8 protein-coding genes and 1 tRNA gene are annotated in these 16,223 nt (G+C 35.4%); 5 read left to right on the forward strand and 4 right to left on the reverse strand.

The genetic code is table 11. From position 1 onward, the window contains the following. Positions 1–1,897: 1,897 nt before the first annotated feature. Positions 1,898–1,973: transfer RNA gene (locus PVV65_RS02440), tRNA-Phe, on the reverse strand. 403 nt (positions 1,974–2,376) lie between these two features. On the opposite strand from PVV65_RS02440, the gene PVV65_RS02445 reads away from it, so the two are divergent. The 3 genes from PVV65_RS02445 to PVV65_RS02455 all read left to right on the forward strand — a co-directional run bounded on the left by PVV65_RS02445 (position 2,377) and on the right by PVV65_RS02455 (position 6,868). Beyond that, the gene (locus PVV65_RS02445) at positions 2,377–3,540 is read left to right on the forward strand and encodes a phosphoserine transaminase (RefSeq protein ID WP_273789077.1); all 1,164 of its coding nucleotides are present in this window, start codon (positions 2,377–2,379) and stop codon (positions 3,538–3,540) included. 379 nt (positions 3,541–3,919) lie between these two features. Beyond that, positions 3,920–5,209 carry an adenylosuccinate synthase gene (locus PVV65_RS02450; RefSeq protein WP_273789078.1) on the forward strand — a complete coding sequence of 430 codons (1,290 nt, stop codon included), beginning with the start codon at positions 3,920–3,922 and terminating at the stop codon, positions 5,207–5,209. A gap of 237 nt (positions 5,210–5,446) precedes the next feature. Next, positions 5,447–6,868 carry a hypothetical protein gene (locus tag PVV65_RS02455; protein WP_273789079.1) on the forward strand — a complete coding sequence of 474 codons (1,422 nt, stop codon included), beginning with the start codon at positions 5,447–5,449 and terminating at the stop codon, positions 6,866–6,868. A gap of 191 nt (positions 6,869–7,059) precedes the next feature. Here the strand turns inward: PVV65_RS02455 and rpoH are convergent, their stop codons facing one another. The 3 genes from rpoH to PVV65_RS02470 form a co-directional block, all read right to left on the reverse strand. Further along, positions 7,060–7,944 carry an RNA polymerase sigma factor RpoH gene (gene rpoH / locus PVV65_RS02460; protein WP_273754873.1) on the reverse strand — a complete coding sequence of 295 codons (885 nt, stop codon included), beginning with the start codon at positions 7,942–7,944 and terminating at the stop codon, positions 7,060–7,062. Positions 7,945–8,092: 148 nt separating this feature from the next. Beyond that, positions 8,093–9,097, reverse strand: coding sequence for an RluA family pseudouridine synthase (locus PVV65_RS02465; RefSeq protein ID WP_273789080.1), 1,005 nt, complete (start codon positions 9,095–9,097; stop codon positions 8,093–8,095). Between the two features lie 30 nt (positions 9,098–9,127). Beyond that, complete coding sequence (locus tag PVV65_RS02470; protein WP_273789081.1) at positions 9,128–10,558, reverse strand: aldehyde dehydrogenase family protein; 1,431 nt, start codon at positions 10,556–10,558, stop codon at positions 9,128–9,130. Between the two features lie 465 nt (positions 10,559–11,023). Here PVV65_RS02470 and PVV65_RS02475 point away from each other — a divergent pair, with 465 nt between their 5' ends. Next, the gene (locus PVV65_RS02475) at positions 11,024–13,609 is read left to right on the forward strand and encodes a DNA translocase FtsK (RefSeq protein WP_273789082.1); all 2,586 of its coding nucleotides are present in this window, start codon (positions 11,024–11,026) and stop codon (positions 13,607–13,609) included. A gap of 909 nt (positions 13,610–14,518) precedes the next feature. Beyond that, positions 14,519–16,219: a PAS domain-containing sensor histidine kinase gene (locus PVV65_RS02480; protein ID WP_273789083.1), complete on the forward strand. Its 1,701-nt coding sequence runs from the start codon at positions 14,519–14,521 to the stop codon at positions 16,217–16,219. Positions 16,220–16,223 lie beyond the last annotated feature (4 nt).

Here is a 16,223-nt window from a genome sequence, read left to right on the forward strand (position 1 = left end):
TAAAAATAGTAATAAGATAAATTTCTTTTCATTTTAATGAAAAAGAATATCCAGTAAATAATAATTTATTATAACTAATAATGATCAATATGAAACAGTTCCTCATATAAAAGAATATTTTCATGTTTTATTTTTAGTTTTATACATACATTTTAATAGATTATTAAACAAAAGTTATACATATTTTTAGTATAATTAATTAAAAAAATACATCTAATAGTATTTTAATGTATATTATAAATATCTGATTTTTTTAGTTATAAAAATAGAATATATTATATAATTTTTAATTTTTATTAAATATAATATAGACACAAAAATAGAATTATGTTAATTCCATTATGAATATTTATTAATGGAGGTAAATTATAAAAATGATTATAAAATATTTATTTGCCATATGTGCTATATTATTAATTTTTTTATCTGTTGTAAAAGCATCTGAATATACAATTTTAGCAGAACGAACATCTATTACTGTTAATACTCCTATTTATAAATCAAACTTATTTCTTAGTAAACAAAGCAGTCATTTATTAAATAAAGTTATTTTACTAACTCATCCTAGTGATCATAGTGTATTTTGGAAAAATATAAATTATGTTTTTCAAACAGCAAAACGTATATATATAAATTTAGGAATATATTTATATTCTTCAATATTTTCCATATTCAAATGGTAGATTATTTAATTTTTTAGAGAGGAAATAATTATTATCATAATATAATAAATAACATGATGTTTAAGTGTTAATTAATAAACTTTTATAATAAGTTTTAAAAAATATTGATATTTTTGTAAAACAATGAGAATAATTATTTTTGAATTTTGCACCAATTGATTTTAAAATTTTACCTTGTTGAAAGAGGGTTTATAAATTTTTTAGAGAAAAGGATGTGGGATAGGTACAAAATGATCAAGCGTTTGATCACTTCCTTTTAATCTGGCTTTCCGACTTTCAAAAGGACCCACATCAATATCTTTTTAATTGAAAATTACGCATTACTTTATGCTTTTATGCCTCATGTTTTTTAATAGGATTATGTCCTTCACTTGCAAAGAGAACAGCTCAAACATGATTTACTTATTATTGTTAATTTACGAGTTTTTTTTCAAAAGGCATTTCTCAAGACACGTTACACCTATTTTGTGACGATGCTTGTGAATGCTATAATGCTAAAGCATCCACGAATCATATATTCGGACACCAGCATCTCTCAGTTATGAAGGAGAAAGTTGATACCATCATACATTTTTGTCAGTTTCAATGTTGCTATAGCTCTTGGCACTTAGATGGTTCGTAAAATGTTTTCTATTCACATGCTAGCTCCCCTTGCGATGTGCAAGAAAGAGATTTTAATTGATTGAATATAAATAAATTTAAAATGAGAGATCTATGATATTCAGGTTTTTCATTTAACAGACAAAACGATAAATTATTATGGAAAATTAATATATTGTATGTTTAAAAGGACTAATATAAATTTAAAAAATTTTTGTAAAAACGCATTATCGCTTTCTTTGATGCTTTTAATAATTTTTTATTGAAGGCTTTGTATTTCTTAGTTCTTAGAAAAAGTCATTATCCCGTTGGATAACTTTGATATAGATAATTCCATTAATATAGCACATATCATCGAAAATTTTCAGGACCAAATTAACGTTGAAGTATAAATAATTATAATGAAATTAGAAAGATTTTTTAAGAATTCATTTTGTTAAAAATAAAAGAATTTTGAGTGTTCGAATCAATAAACATACCTCAAGAAGAAGTCTTGACAACACAATAATTAAGAGACACGCTGGGAAATCATATTCTCTCACTTTTATTCTAGTATTCCTCAGCCTTTAAAAATACTAGTAAAAACAATAAATTATACTTAATAAAACAAAAAGTGGTGCCCAGACGCGGATTCGAACCACGGACACGCGGATTTTCAGTCCGCTGCTCTACCTACTGAGCTATCTGGGCATGCTTCATAAAAAATATAGAGCGTGTGCGGTTATAACATTAAAATTTTCTCTGTCCAGTCATCAAAAGAAAAATAATTGATTTTTTAATAAATTTATCTCCCTATTCTATAAAGTTATTAATGAATCTTTATCATAAAATAAACTTGATAGGTATGTTGTGATAGAGTAGTGTATTGTTATCAGAATGCTATCTTATCGTGGTGATGATACGAAAAAAATTAAAAGAATCAATTTAGAGGCATGATTAAGAAAGATTTTTTTTACAAAGTTTCCGTGAATTTTAAGCCTACGAAATAATAGAAAACATTTTTGATTTTTTTCTAAAAAGACGCTTGATTAGTCTTTATAACAATTTGTTTTTCTTTATAAAGGAAGAAAAACATATAAAAAGGGGAAAAATAATGATAATGTTACAGAAACCAAGCAGTCGTCCCAATAATACTAATTTTTCTTCAGGTCCTTGTAGCAAACGACCTGGTTGGACTTTTGATGTTCTTAAAAATGCATTAGTTGGGCGTTCGCATAGATCAAGAGAAGCAGAATTAAAACTGGCTGAAGTTGTTAATTTAACCCGTGAGATTCTTGAGGTTCCTTCTGATTATCGTATAGGAATTATGCCTGGTTCAGATACCGGTGCTGTTGAAGCGTCTCTATGGTCTTTATTAGGTGAGCGTGGCATTGATATGGCGGCGTGGGAAAGTTTTGGATTTGGGTGGAATAAAGATGTTGTTGAGCAATTAAAGCTTTCTGATGTGCGTCGTTTTGAAGCCCCATATGGTGAAATACCAGACTTAACACAACTTGATTTTGATCGTGATGTTGTTTTTACATGGAATGGGACAACTTCAGGTGTACGTATTCCGAATGCGGATTTCATTCCGAATGAGCGAGCAGGATTGACCATTTGTGATGCAACATCTGCAGCTTTTGCACAATATCTTGATTTTTCAAAATTAGATGTTGTTACTTTTTCATGGCAAAAAGTTTTGGGAGGTGAAGCAGCACATGGTATGGTCATTTTAAGTCCTCGTGCTGTTGAGAGGCTTGAGAACCATGTTCCAGTTTGGCCTATGCCTCAACTTTTCTGTATGACAAAAAATGGAAAATTAAACGAAGATATTTTTAAAGGAAAGATAATCAATACGCCTTCTATGCTTTGTGTTGAGGATTTTCTTGATGGGTTGAAGTGGGCAAAGTCTCTAGGAGGGGCTGCGGCATTAAGAGCACGGGTTGAGAAAAATTCTTCTGTATTCGATGCCTTTGTTCGTAAAACACCATGGTTAGAATATTTAGCAAAAGATCCTGAGGTGCGTTCTAATACATCTATTTGTTTAGATATTGTGGATCCAGTAATTACGGCTTTAGATACTGAAAAGCGAGTATCTTTTATAAAAGCGGTTGTGAATCGTCTTGCTGAGGAAGGTGTTGCTTATGATATCGGTTCTTATCGTGATGCTCCTCCTGGGATTCGAATTTGGGCGGGTATAACAATTGAGGCTTCCGACCTTGAAATTTTAACACAATGGCTTGAATGGGCGTTCCAACTTGAAAAGGCACAGCTTTAAATAAGACAGGTGATTTTCACAACGCATTTTGAAACAGAAAAAGGATACGAGAGGTCATGATGATCTTTCGTATTCTTGTATCAGAACGACCTCTGAATCATTTACATAAATTGTAAAAGATTAAGAGGGAAAATGAATGCTTTGTCAGGCGAGAAAGCATAAATTGAAATTTCTAATTTTTTGCTTTTTCTAACAAAAATGACAGATTTAGAATGTTTTTGTATTTGCTTATCTTTATTATCATAAATGTGAAAATTTAATTCCTTGAAGATTGGGGAAAAATCTGAAATGAGGAGTCGCACTTACTCTAAGGTTTCGTTATAAGGAAGTATTTGTTTTTGGATACTGGTTTTTTTGACCAAACACGACGGAGAAAGTTATGGCCAATGTAGTTGTTGTGGGTACACAATGGGGAGATGAAGGCAAAGGTAAAATTGTAGATTGGTTGTCTGAGCGCGCAGATATCGTAGTGAGATATCAGGGGGGGCATAATGCAGGCCACACATTGGTTATTGATGGAGTGAGTTATAAATTATCACTTTTACCGTCTGGTTTAGTTCGTGGGAAGTTATCAATCATTGGTAATGGTGTCGTTGTTGATCCTCATCATTTTGTTGCAGAATTAAAAAAACTATGTGATCAGGGGATAAAAATTACACCAGAAATTTTACGGATTGCTGAAAATGCTCCCTTAATTCTTTCTTTGCATCGTGATCTTGATGCAATTCGAGAAAACGGTTTATCAGGTTTAAAGATTGGGACAACAAAGCGTGGGATTGGACCGGCTTATGAAGATAAGGTGGGACGTCGTGCTATCCGAGTGATGGATTTAGCAGAAAAAGACACGCTTATGGCTAAGATTGAGCGACTTTTGAGGCATCATAATGCTTTGCGTCGTGGTATGGGTATTGCAGAGATTGATTCTCAGGCACTTTATGATGAATTAATGCAAGTTGCAGATGAAATTCTGCCCTTTATGGATTGTACGTGGCATCTTTTAGATGCGGGCTATCGGGAGGGAAAGCACATTCTTTTTGAAGGGGCACAAGGTGCTTTACTCGATAATGATTTTGGAACTTATCCTTATGTAACATCATCGAATACAGTTGCTGGACAAGCATGTACAGGATCTGGGATGGGGCCAAGAGCAATACATTATGTTTTGGGTATTGCAAAAGCTTATACTACACGTGTTGGAGAGGGGCCGTTTCCGACAGAGCAGATAAATGATATTGGTGAATTTCTTAGGAAACATGGGCATGAATTTGGTGTTGTAACGGGTCGAAAGCGTCGATGTGGTTGGTTTGATGCAGTTTTAGTGCGTCAGATGGTAACAATTTGTGGTGTTCAAGGTATAGCATTGACAAAACTTGATGTTCTGGATGGTTTGGATGAAATAAAAATTTGTATTGGTTATGAGCTTGATGGTAGAAAAATTGATTATTTACCTTCTTCCATGGGAGCTCAAGCCCGTGTAAGGCCTATCTATGAAACATTAGATGGTTGGAAGGAAAAAACAGCTCATGTATTAAGGTGGGAAGATTTACCAGTGCAGGCTGTTAAATATATACACTATATCGAAGAGCTGATTAATACAAAAGTAGCTTTATTATCCACGAGTCCAGAACGTGAAGATACTATTCTTATTACAGATCCCTTTGCAAATTGATGATTGTTTTTAGGTTTTTGTATAGATTCTTTGTTCATCTCTGTGGATTTTAACAAAGAGCTTGTTTAAGAGCGCGTGAGAGAATGGTGTAAAATAACATTGTTTATTTTTCATATTCATTTTACACTGTTACGATAGTTGCACCAATATAAATGACAATTAATTTATGAGGCTAAAAAATTTTTTGGCTTTAGGGCTGGGGTTTCTTTTCTCAGTTTAAGAGAGATTATAGAGGAAATGGTAGATTTCGTTGGAATCTTAAAAAAGGCAATTAATGCGCGAAATAATGTTACACCACAAGTACGTAAGCGGGTTTATAAACGGGCTATCGAAACATTAGAACATCAATTTTTAACAGCAAAAATGCCGCAAGCAATAGCAGATGAACAAAGAAAGCTTCTTCAAAGTGCTATTACAACTGTTGAAGAAGAATATTTAGCCGTTGAAAAGAAGTTGCTTGCTTCAGTTATTGGGTGGAATACCACAAATATAAATGAAGATAAAAAATATACAAAAAAGGTCATATTACCAAAGAATAATGAATTTTCAGAGATAAATACAAAAAGCAAGCAGGATTTTGTCACAGATTCAAAGGATAATAAAGTCGTTGATGATCCTTGTGTATCGGATATGCCAGAGGCGGAGCCTGTTAATATGAAAGCTTGTGTGCCATCTGAGCATGTTAAACGCTATGCGTTAAAGGTTCCTCCTTCACAAGAAGATAATCCGCATATTGTTTCGCATATTTTTTCTCAAGCTTTACGTCGTGCTAATAAATCATTGGTGCAAAGGCGTATTGTGATAAGTGCTGTTTCTGTTGTGAGTTTTGTTGTTTTAACAGTTGGCGTTTTTTTTATTGGGGAGCGTGTATTTGTATCAAATGATCATCAATTGTTAGGAGAAAATCTTCAAGCTTCTCACGGGGTACCGAAGAAACTTTTGGTTAAGAGAAAGTTAACACAACGCTTATTAGAAGATGGGAGTGAAGTTGATGTTGGTTTAAAACAAGCGACAGATTCTTCCGATGAAGAAGGAATCTCAACAGTTGTTGCCAGCAATTTGCAATCGCTTGAAAAATCAGGTGAAGCTGTTTTTTATCAAGCACGTACAAATTATGATGAAGAAAAGGTAGCAACGGGAAGCGTTCGCTGGACGCTTATAAGGGAATCTCGTGTAAAGGGGGCTTCAGAAGAAATGGCTATACAAGGTGATATAACAATTCCCGATGAAGGGCTATCATTACGGTTAATTTTACGTCGTAATACCGATCGGTCATTTCCTGCTGCATATATTATGGACCTTATTTTTATTCTTTCTGATAAATTTTCAGGAAAAGCTATAAGCAATGTTCAAGCATTAACTTTTAAAGCAAGTGAACAATCCATTGGACAGGCTTTAACAAGAACTATTTCTGCAAAGATTAACGATGATTTTTTTCTTGTTGCATTGAGTAGAAATCATCCATTTCTCGATCGAAATTTACAATTGATGCGAAAATTAAATTGGATGCGGTTGGTGTTAACGGATAAAAACGGACGCATAAATGAATTAACCTTTTCAAAAGGCCCCACAGGTGAGTTCATTTTTAATGAAGTTATTGGAAAATGGCTTTCACAACAAGATAAACTAACAGTTCTCGGCCAAAAGAATAAAACATAGATGCAAATGAGATAAAAGATTGTTTCTTACTATCCATTTTTATTCGTACTTAAACGTACTCACTAAAGCGCACGCATCAATAACCTAAAGAGTTTGAGAGATTCATTTAAAAGCACAAAGCCAATAGATACCTTTTTCATTCCCAATTTAAGAATGTGCAAGCCATTGGCTTTATACCTAATTTTAAAGTCTTATACTGGACTTTGAGATAAAGCAGAATCTCTGATAGAGTTTTGCACTTTTTCAAATGCACGCATTTCAATCTGTCGTACTCGTTCTCGACTAATGTTAAATTCACCGGAAAGTTCTTCTAGAGTTAATGGTATATCGTTTAAACGACGTGCTTTGAATATGCGTTTTTCACGTTCATTGAGATTTTCTATAGCACTGCTAAGCATGGAACGACGATTTTCCAATTCACTTTTTTCAATTAAAATTTGTTCTTGATTGTTAGACTCATCCACCAACCAATCTTGCAACTCGCTGTTTTCTCCTTCTTTTGTACGAAGGGACGCATTGAGTGAAGTATCACCACCAAGTCGGCGATTCATCGATACAACTTCATCTTCTGTGACATTCAACTGGGTTGCAATTTCTTTTACTTGCTCTGTATTAAGATCGCCACCATCAAGTGCTTGAAGTTTATTTTTTAACTTACGAAGGTTGAAAAACAAACGCTTTTGATTGGCTGTTGTCCCCATTTTCACCAAACTCCAAGATCGCAATACATACTCCTGGATTGATGCTTTAATCCACCAGATTGCATAGGTCGCCAGACGAAAACCACGCTCTGGTTCAAAACGCTTAACAGCCTGCATGAGTCCAATATTGCCTTCTGAAATGACTTCTCCAATGGGCAGTCCATAACCGCGATATCCCATCGCAATCTTAGCGACGAGACGCAAATGACTGGTAACCAACCTATGTGCAGCTTTTAAATCATTATGCTCACGATAACGTTGAGCGAGCATATATTCCTCTTTTGGCTCAAGCATTGGAAAACGACGTACTTCCTCTAAGTAACGGTTTAATCCGCCATCACCTGTGATTACTGATAATAAATTCATATGGGCCATATAGCACCCTCCTTTTATCTGAATTCCCTAATAAGGCAAATTCCATGTTTAAGATAGCCAACTATCCTTCTAACTTCACTCTAGCATATTTTTCAATTTTGTTCAAAAAAAGATATTTTATTGTGAAATCTTGAGATGGAGAAAAGTTTCAATTCATTTTTTTAAAGTGCTTAATAAGTTTAGCCATATCTTGAGGTATTGGTGCAGAAAACGACATAACTTTACCGGTAGAAGGATGTTCAAAAGTAAGATTTGCGGCATGGAGTGCTTGTCGGTTGAATTGATCGATTGCATTTTTAAGAGTGGGATTAAGAGTGTTTGATTTTGTTTTAAAAGCATTCCCATAAACTGTATCACCTACGAGTGGATGTCCGATATGCGCCATATGAACACGAATTTGATGGGTACGTCCGGTTTCCAGACGACATTCCAGAAGACTAGCAAAAGGAGTCGAGTCTGCGTGACTAGCATATTTTTCAAGCAGTGAAAAATGTGTAACAGCATGACGAGCATGAGGATTTTGGTTATGGACGACAGTTTGTTTTGTTCGGTTATGGGGCGAACGGCCAAGTGACGCATCAATTGTACAGATGTTGCGGTAAGGTATCCCCCAAATCAAGGCATGATAGCGTCGATCTAATGCACAGGTCCGTCCATGATCAGAAAATTGAACACTGAGACTTTTGTGAGCCAGATCATTTTTTGCAACAACCATAACACCGCTTGTATTTTTATCAAGGCGATGGACAATGCCAGGACGTTTAATACCACCGATACCAGATAAACTATTTCCACAGTGGTGAATAAGGGCATTAACCAACGTACCAGTCCAATTACCATTGCCAGGATGAACAACAAGACCGGCTGGTTTATTAATAACAATGACATGATCATCTTCAAAGAGAATGTCCAATACAATGGCTTCACCGCTAGGTTCTGCATCACGCAGAACAGGCATTGTCAATTCGATGATTTGGTTAGGTTTTAATTTTGTTTTTGGTTCCTTTATGAATTGACCATCAATTTTAAGACAGCCTTCACGGATGAGGGTTTGCAAACGTGAACGTGAGAGCATATTATGATATTGTTTTGCAAGCCACTGATCAAGACGTTGCCCAAGAGCACCTTCATCCGTTATTTTCTGTATGACCATACGATTCCTATTAAGTCTTTAATAAGATTTTTACCAGTATGAAATTGCTTTGCTATCGAGAAATTCTTTAATTCCCCAATGTCCCCCTTCACGGGCGCGCCCAGAGAATTTCACACCTCCAAAATAGCTTCCATCAGGTAATCCATGTCCATTAACTTCCACCATACCGGATCGTACTTGTGCCGCAATACGACGACATTTGTTGCGATCTTGTGATTGAATATAGTTTGTAAGACCATATTCAGTGTCATTTGCTAAAGCGATGGCTTCTTCTTCTGTACTAAAGGTAAGAATCGAGAGAACTGGACCAAAGATCTCTTCTTTGAAAATACGCATATGAGGTTTTACATCAGCAAAGACTGTTGGACGGACATAATAACCGTGTTCCATCCCTCCAGGTAAACCAGTTCCACCTGCAACAAGAGTTGCCCCTTCATCAATTCCCGATTGGATAAGATCTTGAATTTTATCATATTGTTTTTTGGAAACGACAGGTCCAATATGATTACCTGCTTGCCAGTTTGGTCCTACTTTTGTCGTTTCTGCAATATCTTTGGCTATTGTTATGGCTTTGTCATAGATGTTTTGTTCCACAAGCATGCGAGTCGGTGCATTACAACTTTGTCCACTATTATAAAAGCAATGTCTTACACCACGCTCAATAGCATCTGAGTCGGCATCAGCAAAGATGATATTTGCACCTTTTCCTCCAAGTTCCAGACAGACTCTTTTTAAAGTAGCACTGGCATTTTTAGAAATATCTTTTCCTGCTCTGGTTGAACCAGTAAAGCTGATCATTTCTAGATCTGGATGTGCTGAAAGGTAAGAACCGACAGTTGCACCATCACCATTGATTAAATTAAAAACACCGGCAGGAAGTGCGGCTTCATCTAAAAAATCAGCAAAAAGCATAGCAGAAAGAGGCGCAATTTCAGAGGGTTTTAACACCATGGTACAGCCCGCCAACAGAGCAGGGATAACTTTAAGAGTTACTTGATTCATGGGCCAATTCCATGGCGTAATTAATCCTACGACGCCTATAGGATCGTAGTGAAGGATTGCGTGTTCATTTCCCTTTATTAAAGTTTCTTGGAACGAAAACTCTTTATAAGCTTCGATAAAATCGCGAATATGGGAACCGCCGGCTGCAGTTTGCGCATTAAACGCCATATCAATCGGTGCTCCCATTTCCATTGAAATGGTTTTAGCCATGTCTTTGGAACGTTTTTCGTAAATCTCTAAAATTTTTTCAACGAATCCAAGACGTTCGCTTGGTGAAGTTGTTTTCCATTTTGGAAACGCTTCTTTTGCTGCATTAATTGCTTTATCGGCATCTTTTGTGCTTCCAAGGCTAATGATAGCACAAGCTTCTTCTGTTGATGGATTAATGACGTCAAAATCGTGGGGCGTACTTGGATTATCCCATAGACCATTGATATAAAATTTCCGTTTATTTAACATAATTTACTCCCTTTTTTCTATTTGTGTTTATGTAATTATGATTATCTTAGTCTAAGCCTTTTTAAACGAAGATAACAAGGATAATCTTATGAAAACGCGAGAAATGAGATTGTGTTATGATCATCAAATATGGAGCGTTAAATAGAGAAATGCTTCTATAACTGTTTGTATTATTGGGCTTCATCGTTTTTATAAAAGGGAAAGGGAAGAGAGGTGTAGACAATTTTCTTGACGCTTTTTATCATGAAGTTTTCTTCAAAATAAATGGAGTATGTGCGATTAAGACACCATAAACCTTAGCAATTTCTGTCATAAACTTTAAAAAAATATTATGCATTTTGGCCTTATTTTTTTTCATTAAAAAGGAACCATCAGCAAAAGGTTATTAACCTTCATATGATAGCTTCTATAAATTCTTTTTGAAAAGGTCATTTTTTTTCATTGCTATAAATTTGTTGGGTGCCCATGCATAATTCGAAAACAAAATCTATTTCTACATCTTCTTGGTCTGGTGATGGTACGAAAGGTGCATCAAGAGAAGATTTATCTATTAAAATTACAGAGATATTTCCTTATCCGGAAGTGTGGAAAAAGGCGTTTACCCTCGGAAAAAATGTCCGTTTTACACGAACCCCAGAAGTTGAGATTTTACGTCGTCGTATAGAAGCAGATCCAGTTTTTGCAAAACAGTTTAAAACTTTTACGAATCAAAATCGAAAAAAAACTACAGAGATTATGCATTCTAACAAGAAAACAACAAATATTACATCGACAAAAAAAGTCATTAATCCCCAATCGATAGAGAATAAAACCTCAGTTTGTCATTCAACAGTTTTAAAGCAGTTGTCACAGCAAGCTATTAGCATACAATCAGCCAATATTTTCCTTGAAGAAGATAAACCAGAGTATGAATTATACGTGAAAAATGAGCTACAAAAAATAAAGCCTTCTCTACACCTTTCTGATGATGCATTTTTTGAGTGTGGGCCTTTGATATTTGAACCTGTGGATACTCAAACTTCAAAAGAGGATGATACACCGGTTGATATAACAAATGAAATGACACCTGATACACTTGATATCCCTTCTACCTTTGATGACTCAATAACGGCTCTTTACCGTGTTCTTGAATACCGCTTTCCGCAACTCTATGATTCAATTACATCAGAATCTCCAACGGAAAGGATGAAAGGCGTTGAGCAAATTTCTGATTTAATGAATACGAGTAATGATCCTATAAAGGAACCTAAAGAGTATCATTCTAAGCTTTCTGTTGAAGATTCCACTCATATGTTAAATGATACTGAGGTATTAAGTAACACTGGGGATACTATAGAGACGGAGGGACCCCATAATACTGTTGCCCATAATGCTATCGATTGCCAAACAAAGGATGTCATAAAGAATTCAAAAGAGTTGTCTGTTATGCAAGCAAGCGACAAAACGAAAACATTGCAATCTACCCGCGCGCCCTTAGGCAATCATAATTCTTCTTTTATGAAAAATATTCAATCTATTGACTGTGATGTTTATGAGTTTCCTCCGATTAGTTTACTACAGAAACCTGTTTTCCATGAAGGGACGGTGATTTCTCAGGAAACATTAGAACGTGGTGCTGGACTTTTGGAAAGTGTTTTGGAAGATTTTGGCATTAAGGGTGAAGTTATCCATGTTCATCCGGGGCCAGTTGTAACAATGTATGAATTTGAGCCTGCTGCGGGTGTAAAGTCATCGCGTGTTATTAATCTTTCTGATGATATTGCACGTTCTATGTCTGCTATTTCCACACGCGTTGCTGTCATTCCTGGACGGAATGTTATTGGGATTGAGTTGCCTAATGCGGTTCGTGAAACTGTTTATTTACGGGAATTAATCCAAACGCGTTCTTTTCGTGAAAGTGAATTTAAGCTTGCTCTTGCTTTGGGGAAAGGGATTAATGGTGAGCCTGTTATTGCAGAATTAGCAAAAATGCCTCATTTATTGGTTGCAGGAACAACTGGATCAGGAAAATCTGTTGCAATTAATACAATGATTTTGTCGATTCTTTATCGGATGACGCCCCAGCAGTGTCGTTTGATCATGGTTGATCCTAAAATGTTAGAGCTTTCTGTTTATGATGGCATTCCACATCTTTTAACACCTGTTGTAACAGATCCTAAAAAAGCGGTCACCGCTTTAAAATGGGCGGTTCGAGAAATGGAAGAGCGTTATCGCAAAATGGCGAAATTAGGTGTGCGTAATATTGATGGTTTTAATGCACGCGTTGCACTTGCGGCTCAAAAAGGCGAAACGATCATGTGTACTGTACAGTCGGGTTTTGATAAAGAAACAGGGGAAATGCTTTATCATGAAGAAGCCATGGATCTTACACAGCTTCCTTATATTGTCGTGATTGTTGATGAGATGGCTGATCTTATGATGGTGGCAGGAAAAGAAATTGAGAATGCCATTCAGCGTTTAGCACAAATGGCGCGTGCGGCGGGTATCCATCTGATTATGGCAACGCAGCGTCCTTCTGTTGACGTTATCACGGGGACAATTAAAGCAAACTTTCCTACCCGCATTTCTTTTCAGGTTACATCAAAAATTGATAGTCGTACGATTTTAGGCGAACAAGGGGCTGAAACGCTTTTAGGTCAAGGAGATATGCTTCATATGGCAGGTGGGGGGCGCATTGTACGCGTTCATGGACCTTTTGTCTGTGATGAAGAAGTTGAATCGATTGTTGCTCATCTTAAAATGCAAGGAAAACCTGATTATTTAGCAACGGTCACAGATAATGAAGATGAAAGCAATAAGGATATTTCTACTGATTCAACGGCTGAAACTCTTGAGGAAGAAAATTTTGATGAAGAGAGTGAGAGACTCTATAACCAAGCTGTAAAGATTGTTATGCGTGATAAAAAATGTTCAACATCTTATATTCAGCGCCGTCTTTCAATCGGTTATAATAAAGCAGCTTCTCTTGTTGAGCGTATGGAAGAAAAAGGCATTGTGGGGGCCGCCAATCACGTTGGAAAGCGTGAAATTTTACTCAATGAAGGAAAATAAACGAACATATTTAAAAATATGCGACTTTTAAATGTTAGATAGTCATTATTTAAAGAGCGAATGCGTGTTTTATTTTTTTCTATAGTGGTTTTGATGAAAAAAGAGTCTTTGAAGTATTCTGGAAAACATCATAAGAAGAGTCCCTAAAGATCTGGGATGCTTTAAAACATTACGCTGAGTTTATGATTATTTGATGTTTTGGCGCAAGATAAGGTGTTGTGACAGGAAATTTTATTTAAAAAATTTGTTAGTTTCAGGTAGTGGATAATACAATATATTGAATTATAAAAATAAATTATCTTTATTCCTATTAAGTAAAAGTTTCAAGTATCGTAAACTTTTCTCGTCTCAAGTCTGTTTATATTGAAACAATCAAAATCGTTTTTTGTACATCATAGTAGAAGCGGTGGAGGATAAAAAATATTTAAAAGGAACAAAAATACCTTTTATGAATATTTTCAAACACAAGAGCTATGGCTATATTATGCACTGGACGAGTATAATAATAGTGCGAGCGATCTCTTTTAGAAAGATAAAAAGGTAAATCATAATGCTGCGATATCCTTTATGAGGTCTTTACATTACAACATTTGCTGATTCCGTCATAAAATAATCTTTGAACAAGTTATTTCTTTAAGACAGGCTTATGAATGCACGAAATAAGTACATTCTTTTGGGAGTTACTATTTTATGTGAGGGAATTTTTCTTTGTAACAAGCTTTATTCAATAATAGGGGAATAAGTAACAGTGTTGGAAGATTTTTTTACTCTTGTTTTGTTGGTGAAACAGTCAAAATTTTGCTACAGATAATTGATAATGGGATACCAAGTTTTTAACGAGAGCAGCTATTTTTAAATAAATTAGCATTATTCATTTGAGAGTTAATCCAACACTTTCTAGTTTTAGTTATGTCATTAAAAGCAGATGAGTTAAGTAAAAGAGGATTAGAATGTAAGCAAGAAGCTTTTTGTTTTACACCAGAGCTTTTGCCTAGGCCTTTTACGTGGAAAATCGATCACAATGGTTTATTTTGTGAAGTTTCAAAAGAGTTAGCTGAAGTTGTTGGTCCTCTCTCTTCCTCTATTCTAGGATTTAGTTTTCATGAGCTTGCTCATCAATTTAATGATGATCGATATCAGGTTCTCAGTCGTTTTATTGAAGCAGCTATGCCGTGGAGTAAAGAGATTGTTCAATGGCCCGTTGATGGTTGCTCAAAATGGCTTGATGTTGAATTGTCGGCTTTGCCAATTTTTGATGTTAAAAAGCAACTTAAGGGATTTCGTGGTTTTGGTATTTTAAAAATACAAGAAAAAGTTCAAGAAAAAAGAAGTGGAAAGCTAGCGACGGAAATGCCGCACCTTACGGAGATAGAGCGCTCAGCTTTTCGTGAGATTGCAGAGCAATTACGTGATGAATTGAATCCATCAGTAAAAGGAGAAAATTTTGTTGAAGAAACGGCCATTCAGTTACCACATCCACAAACATTGCCAGTAAATGCTATCGAACGAGTGCCCATAAAAGAACCCGCTGCAGTTTTATCATTGTTGGATACAGCAACAGATGGTGTTTTATGGTTAGATGAACAGGGCTTTATTCAATCAGCAAGTAAGGCTGCTTTAGCGTTAATGGGTTATGAAATAAATGAACTACGAGGACAATCACTCTCTTCACTCTTTACTTTGCCAAGCCGATTTTTGGTTGAAAAATATTTTAAATTAATTCGTATGAAGAAAAAAAACCAGGTTTTAAAATGCAGTGAAACAGCTGATTTAATGACGAAAAGTCATAAAAATAGAACTGTTTTTATAACGATTGTATTTTTGGCACAGCAAGGCAATTATGCTGTTATGTTACGTGACATAACAAAAAAAGTTCTATCAGAAGAAAAAAAAGCAGAAGAGAATAAAATCGTTGGAGTTGTTCATGAAATACGGACACCTTTGAATGCTCTTATTGGTTTTGCAGAAATTATGAGAGAGGGGCGTTTTGGTTCGATAGAAAATGAGCGTTATCATGGATATTTACGTGATATTATCTCCTCTGGAAAACATATATTATCACTCATTAACCAATTACTAGAATGTTCAAAGATCAATTACTCTGGTTCCAATAGCCAGAGTAATTTTTCCCTTATTTCTGAAACATTTGATGTAATATCCTGTTTACGTGCGACGATAGCTTTTCTTGAAACTCAAGCCAATCATAATGGCATTATCATGCGCATTGTTGCTCCACCACATGTTCCATTTATTCCTGTATCACAACAAATGTTTCGCCAGATTATATGGAATCTTCTTTCCAATGCTATTCGTTTTACTCCCCTGGGTGGTCAGATTGTTATTCATGTTTCTTATAGAAAAGAACGCGTAAAAATTTCAGTGAGTGATAATGGTATAGGAATGAGCGAAGAAGAGATTGTACAAGCCCTACAACCTTATGGTCAAGTAGAGCGCAAAGATGGTCGATCTGGTGACAGTGCTTTTATGGGTACAGGCTTAGGACTTCCCATGTGTAAGGCAATGGTGGAAGAAAGTGGGGGAGAATTTTTATTGTTTTCAAAACCCAATCATGGAACGACTGTGGAAATGTTTTTTCCTCACGTTCCATGATATA

Origin of the sequence: Bartonella sp. ML70XJBT, assembly GCF_028618425.1 — a bacterium.
In the GTDB taxonomy this organism is placed as follows: Bacteria; Pseudomonadota; Alphaproteobacteria; order Rhizobiales; family Rhizobiaceae; genus Bartonella.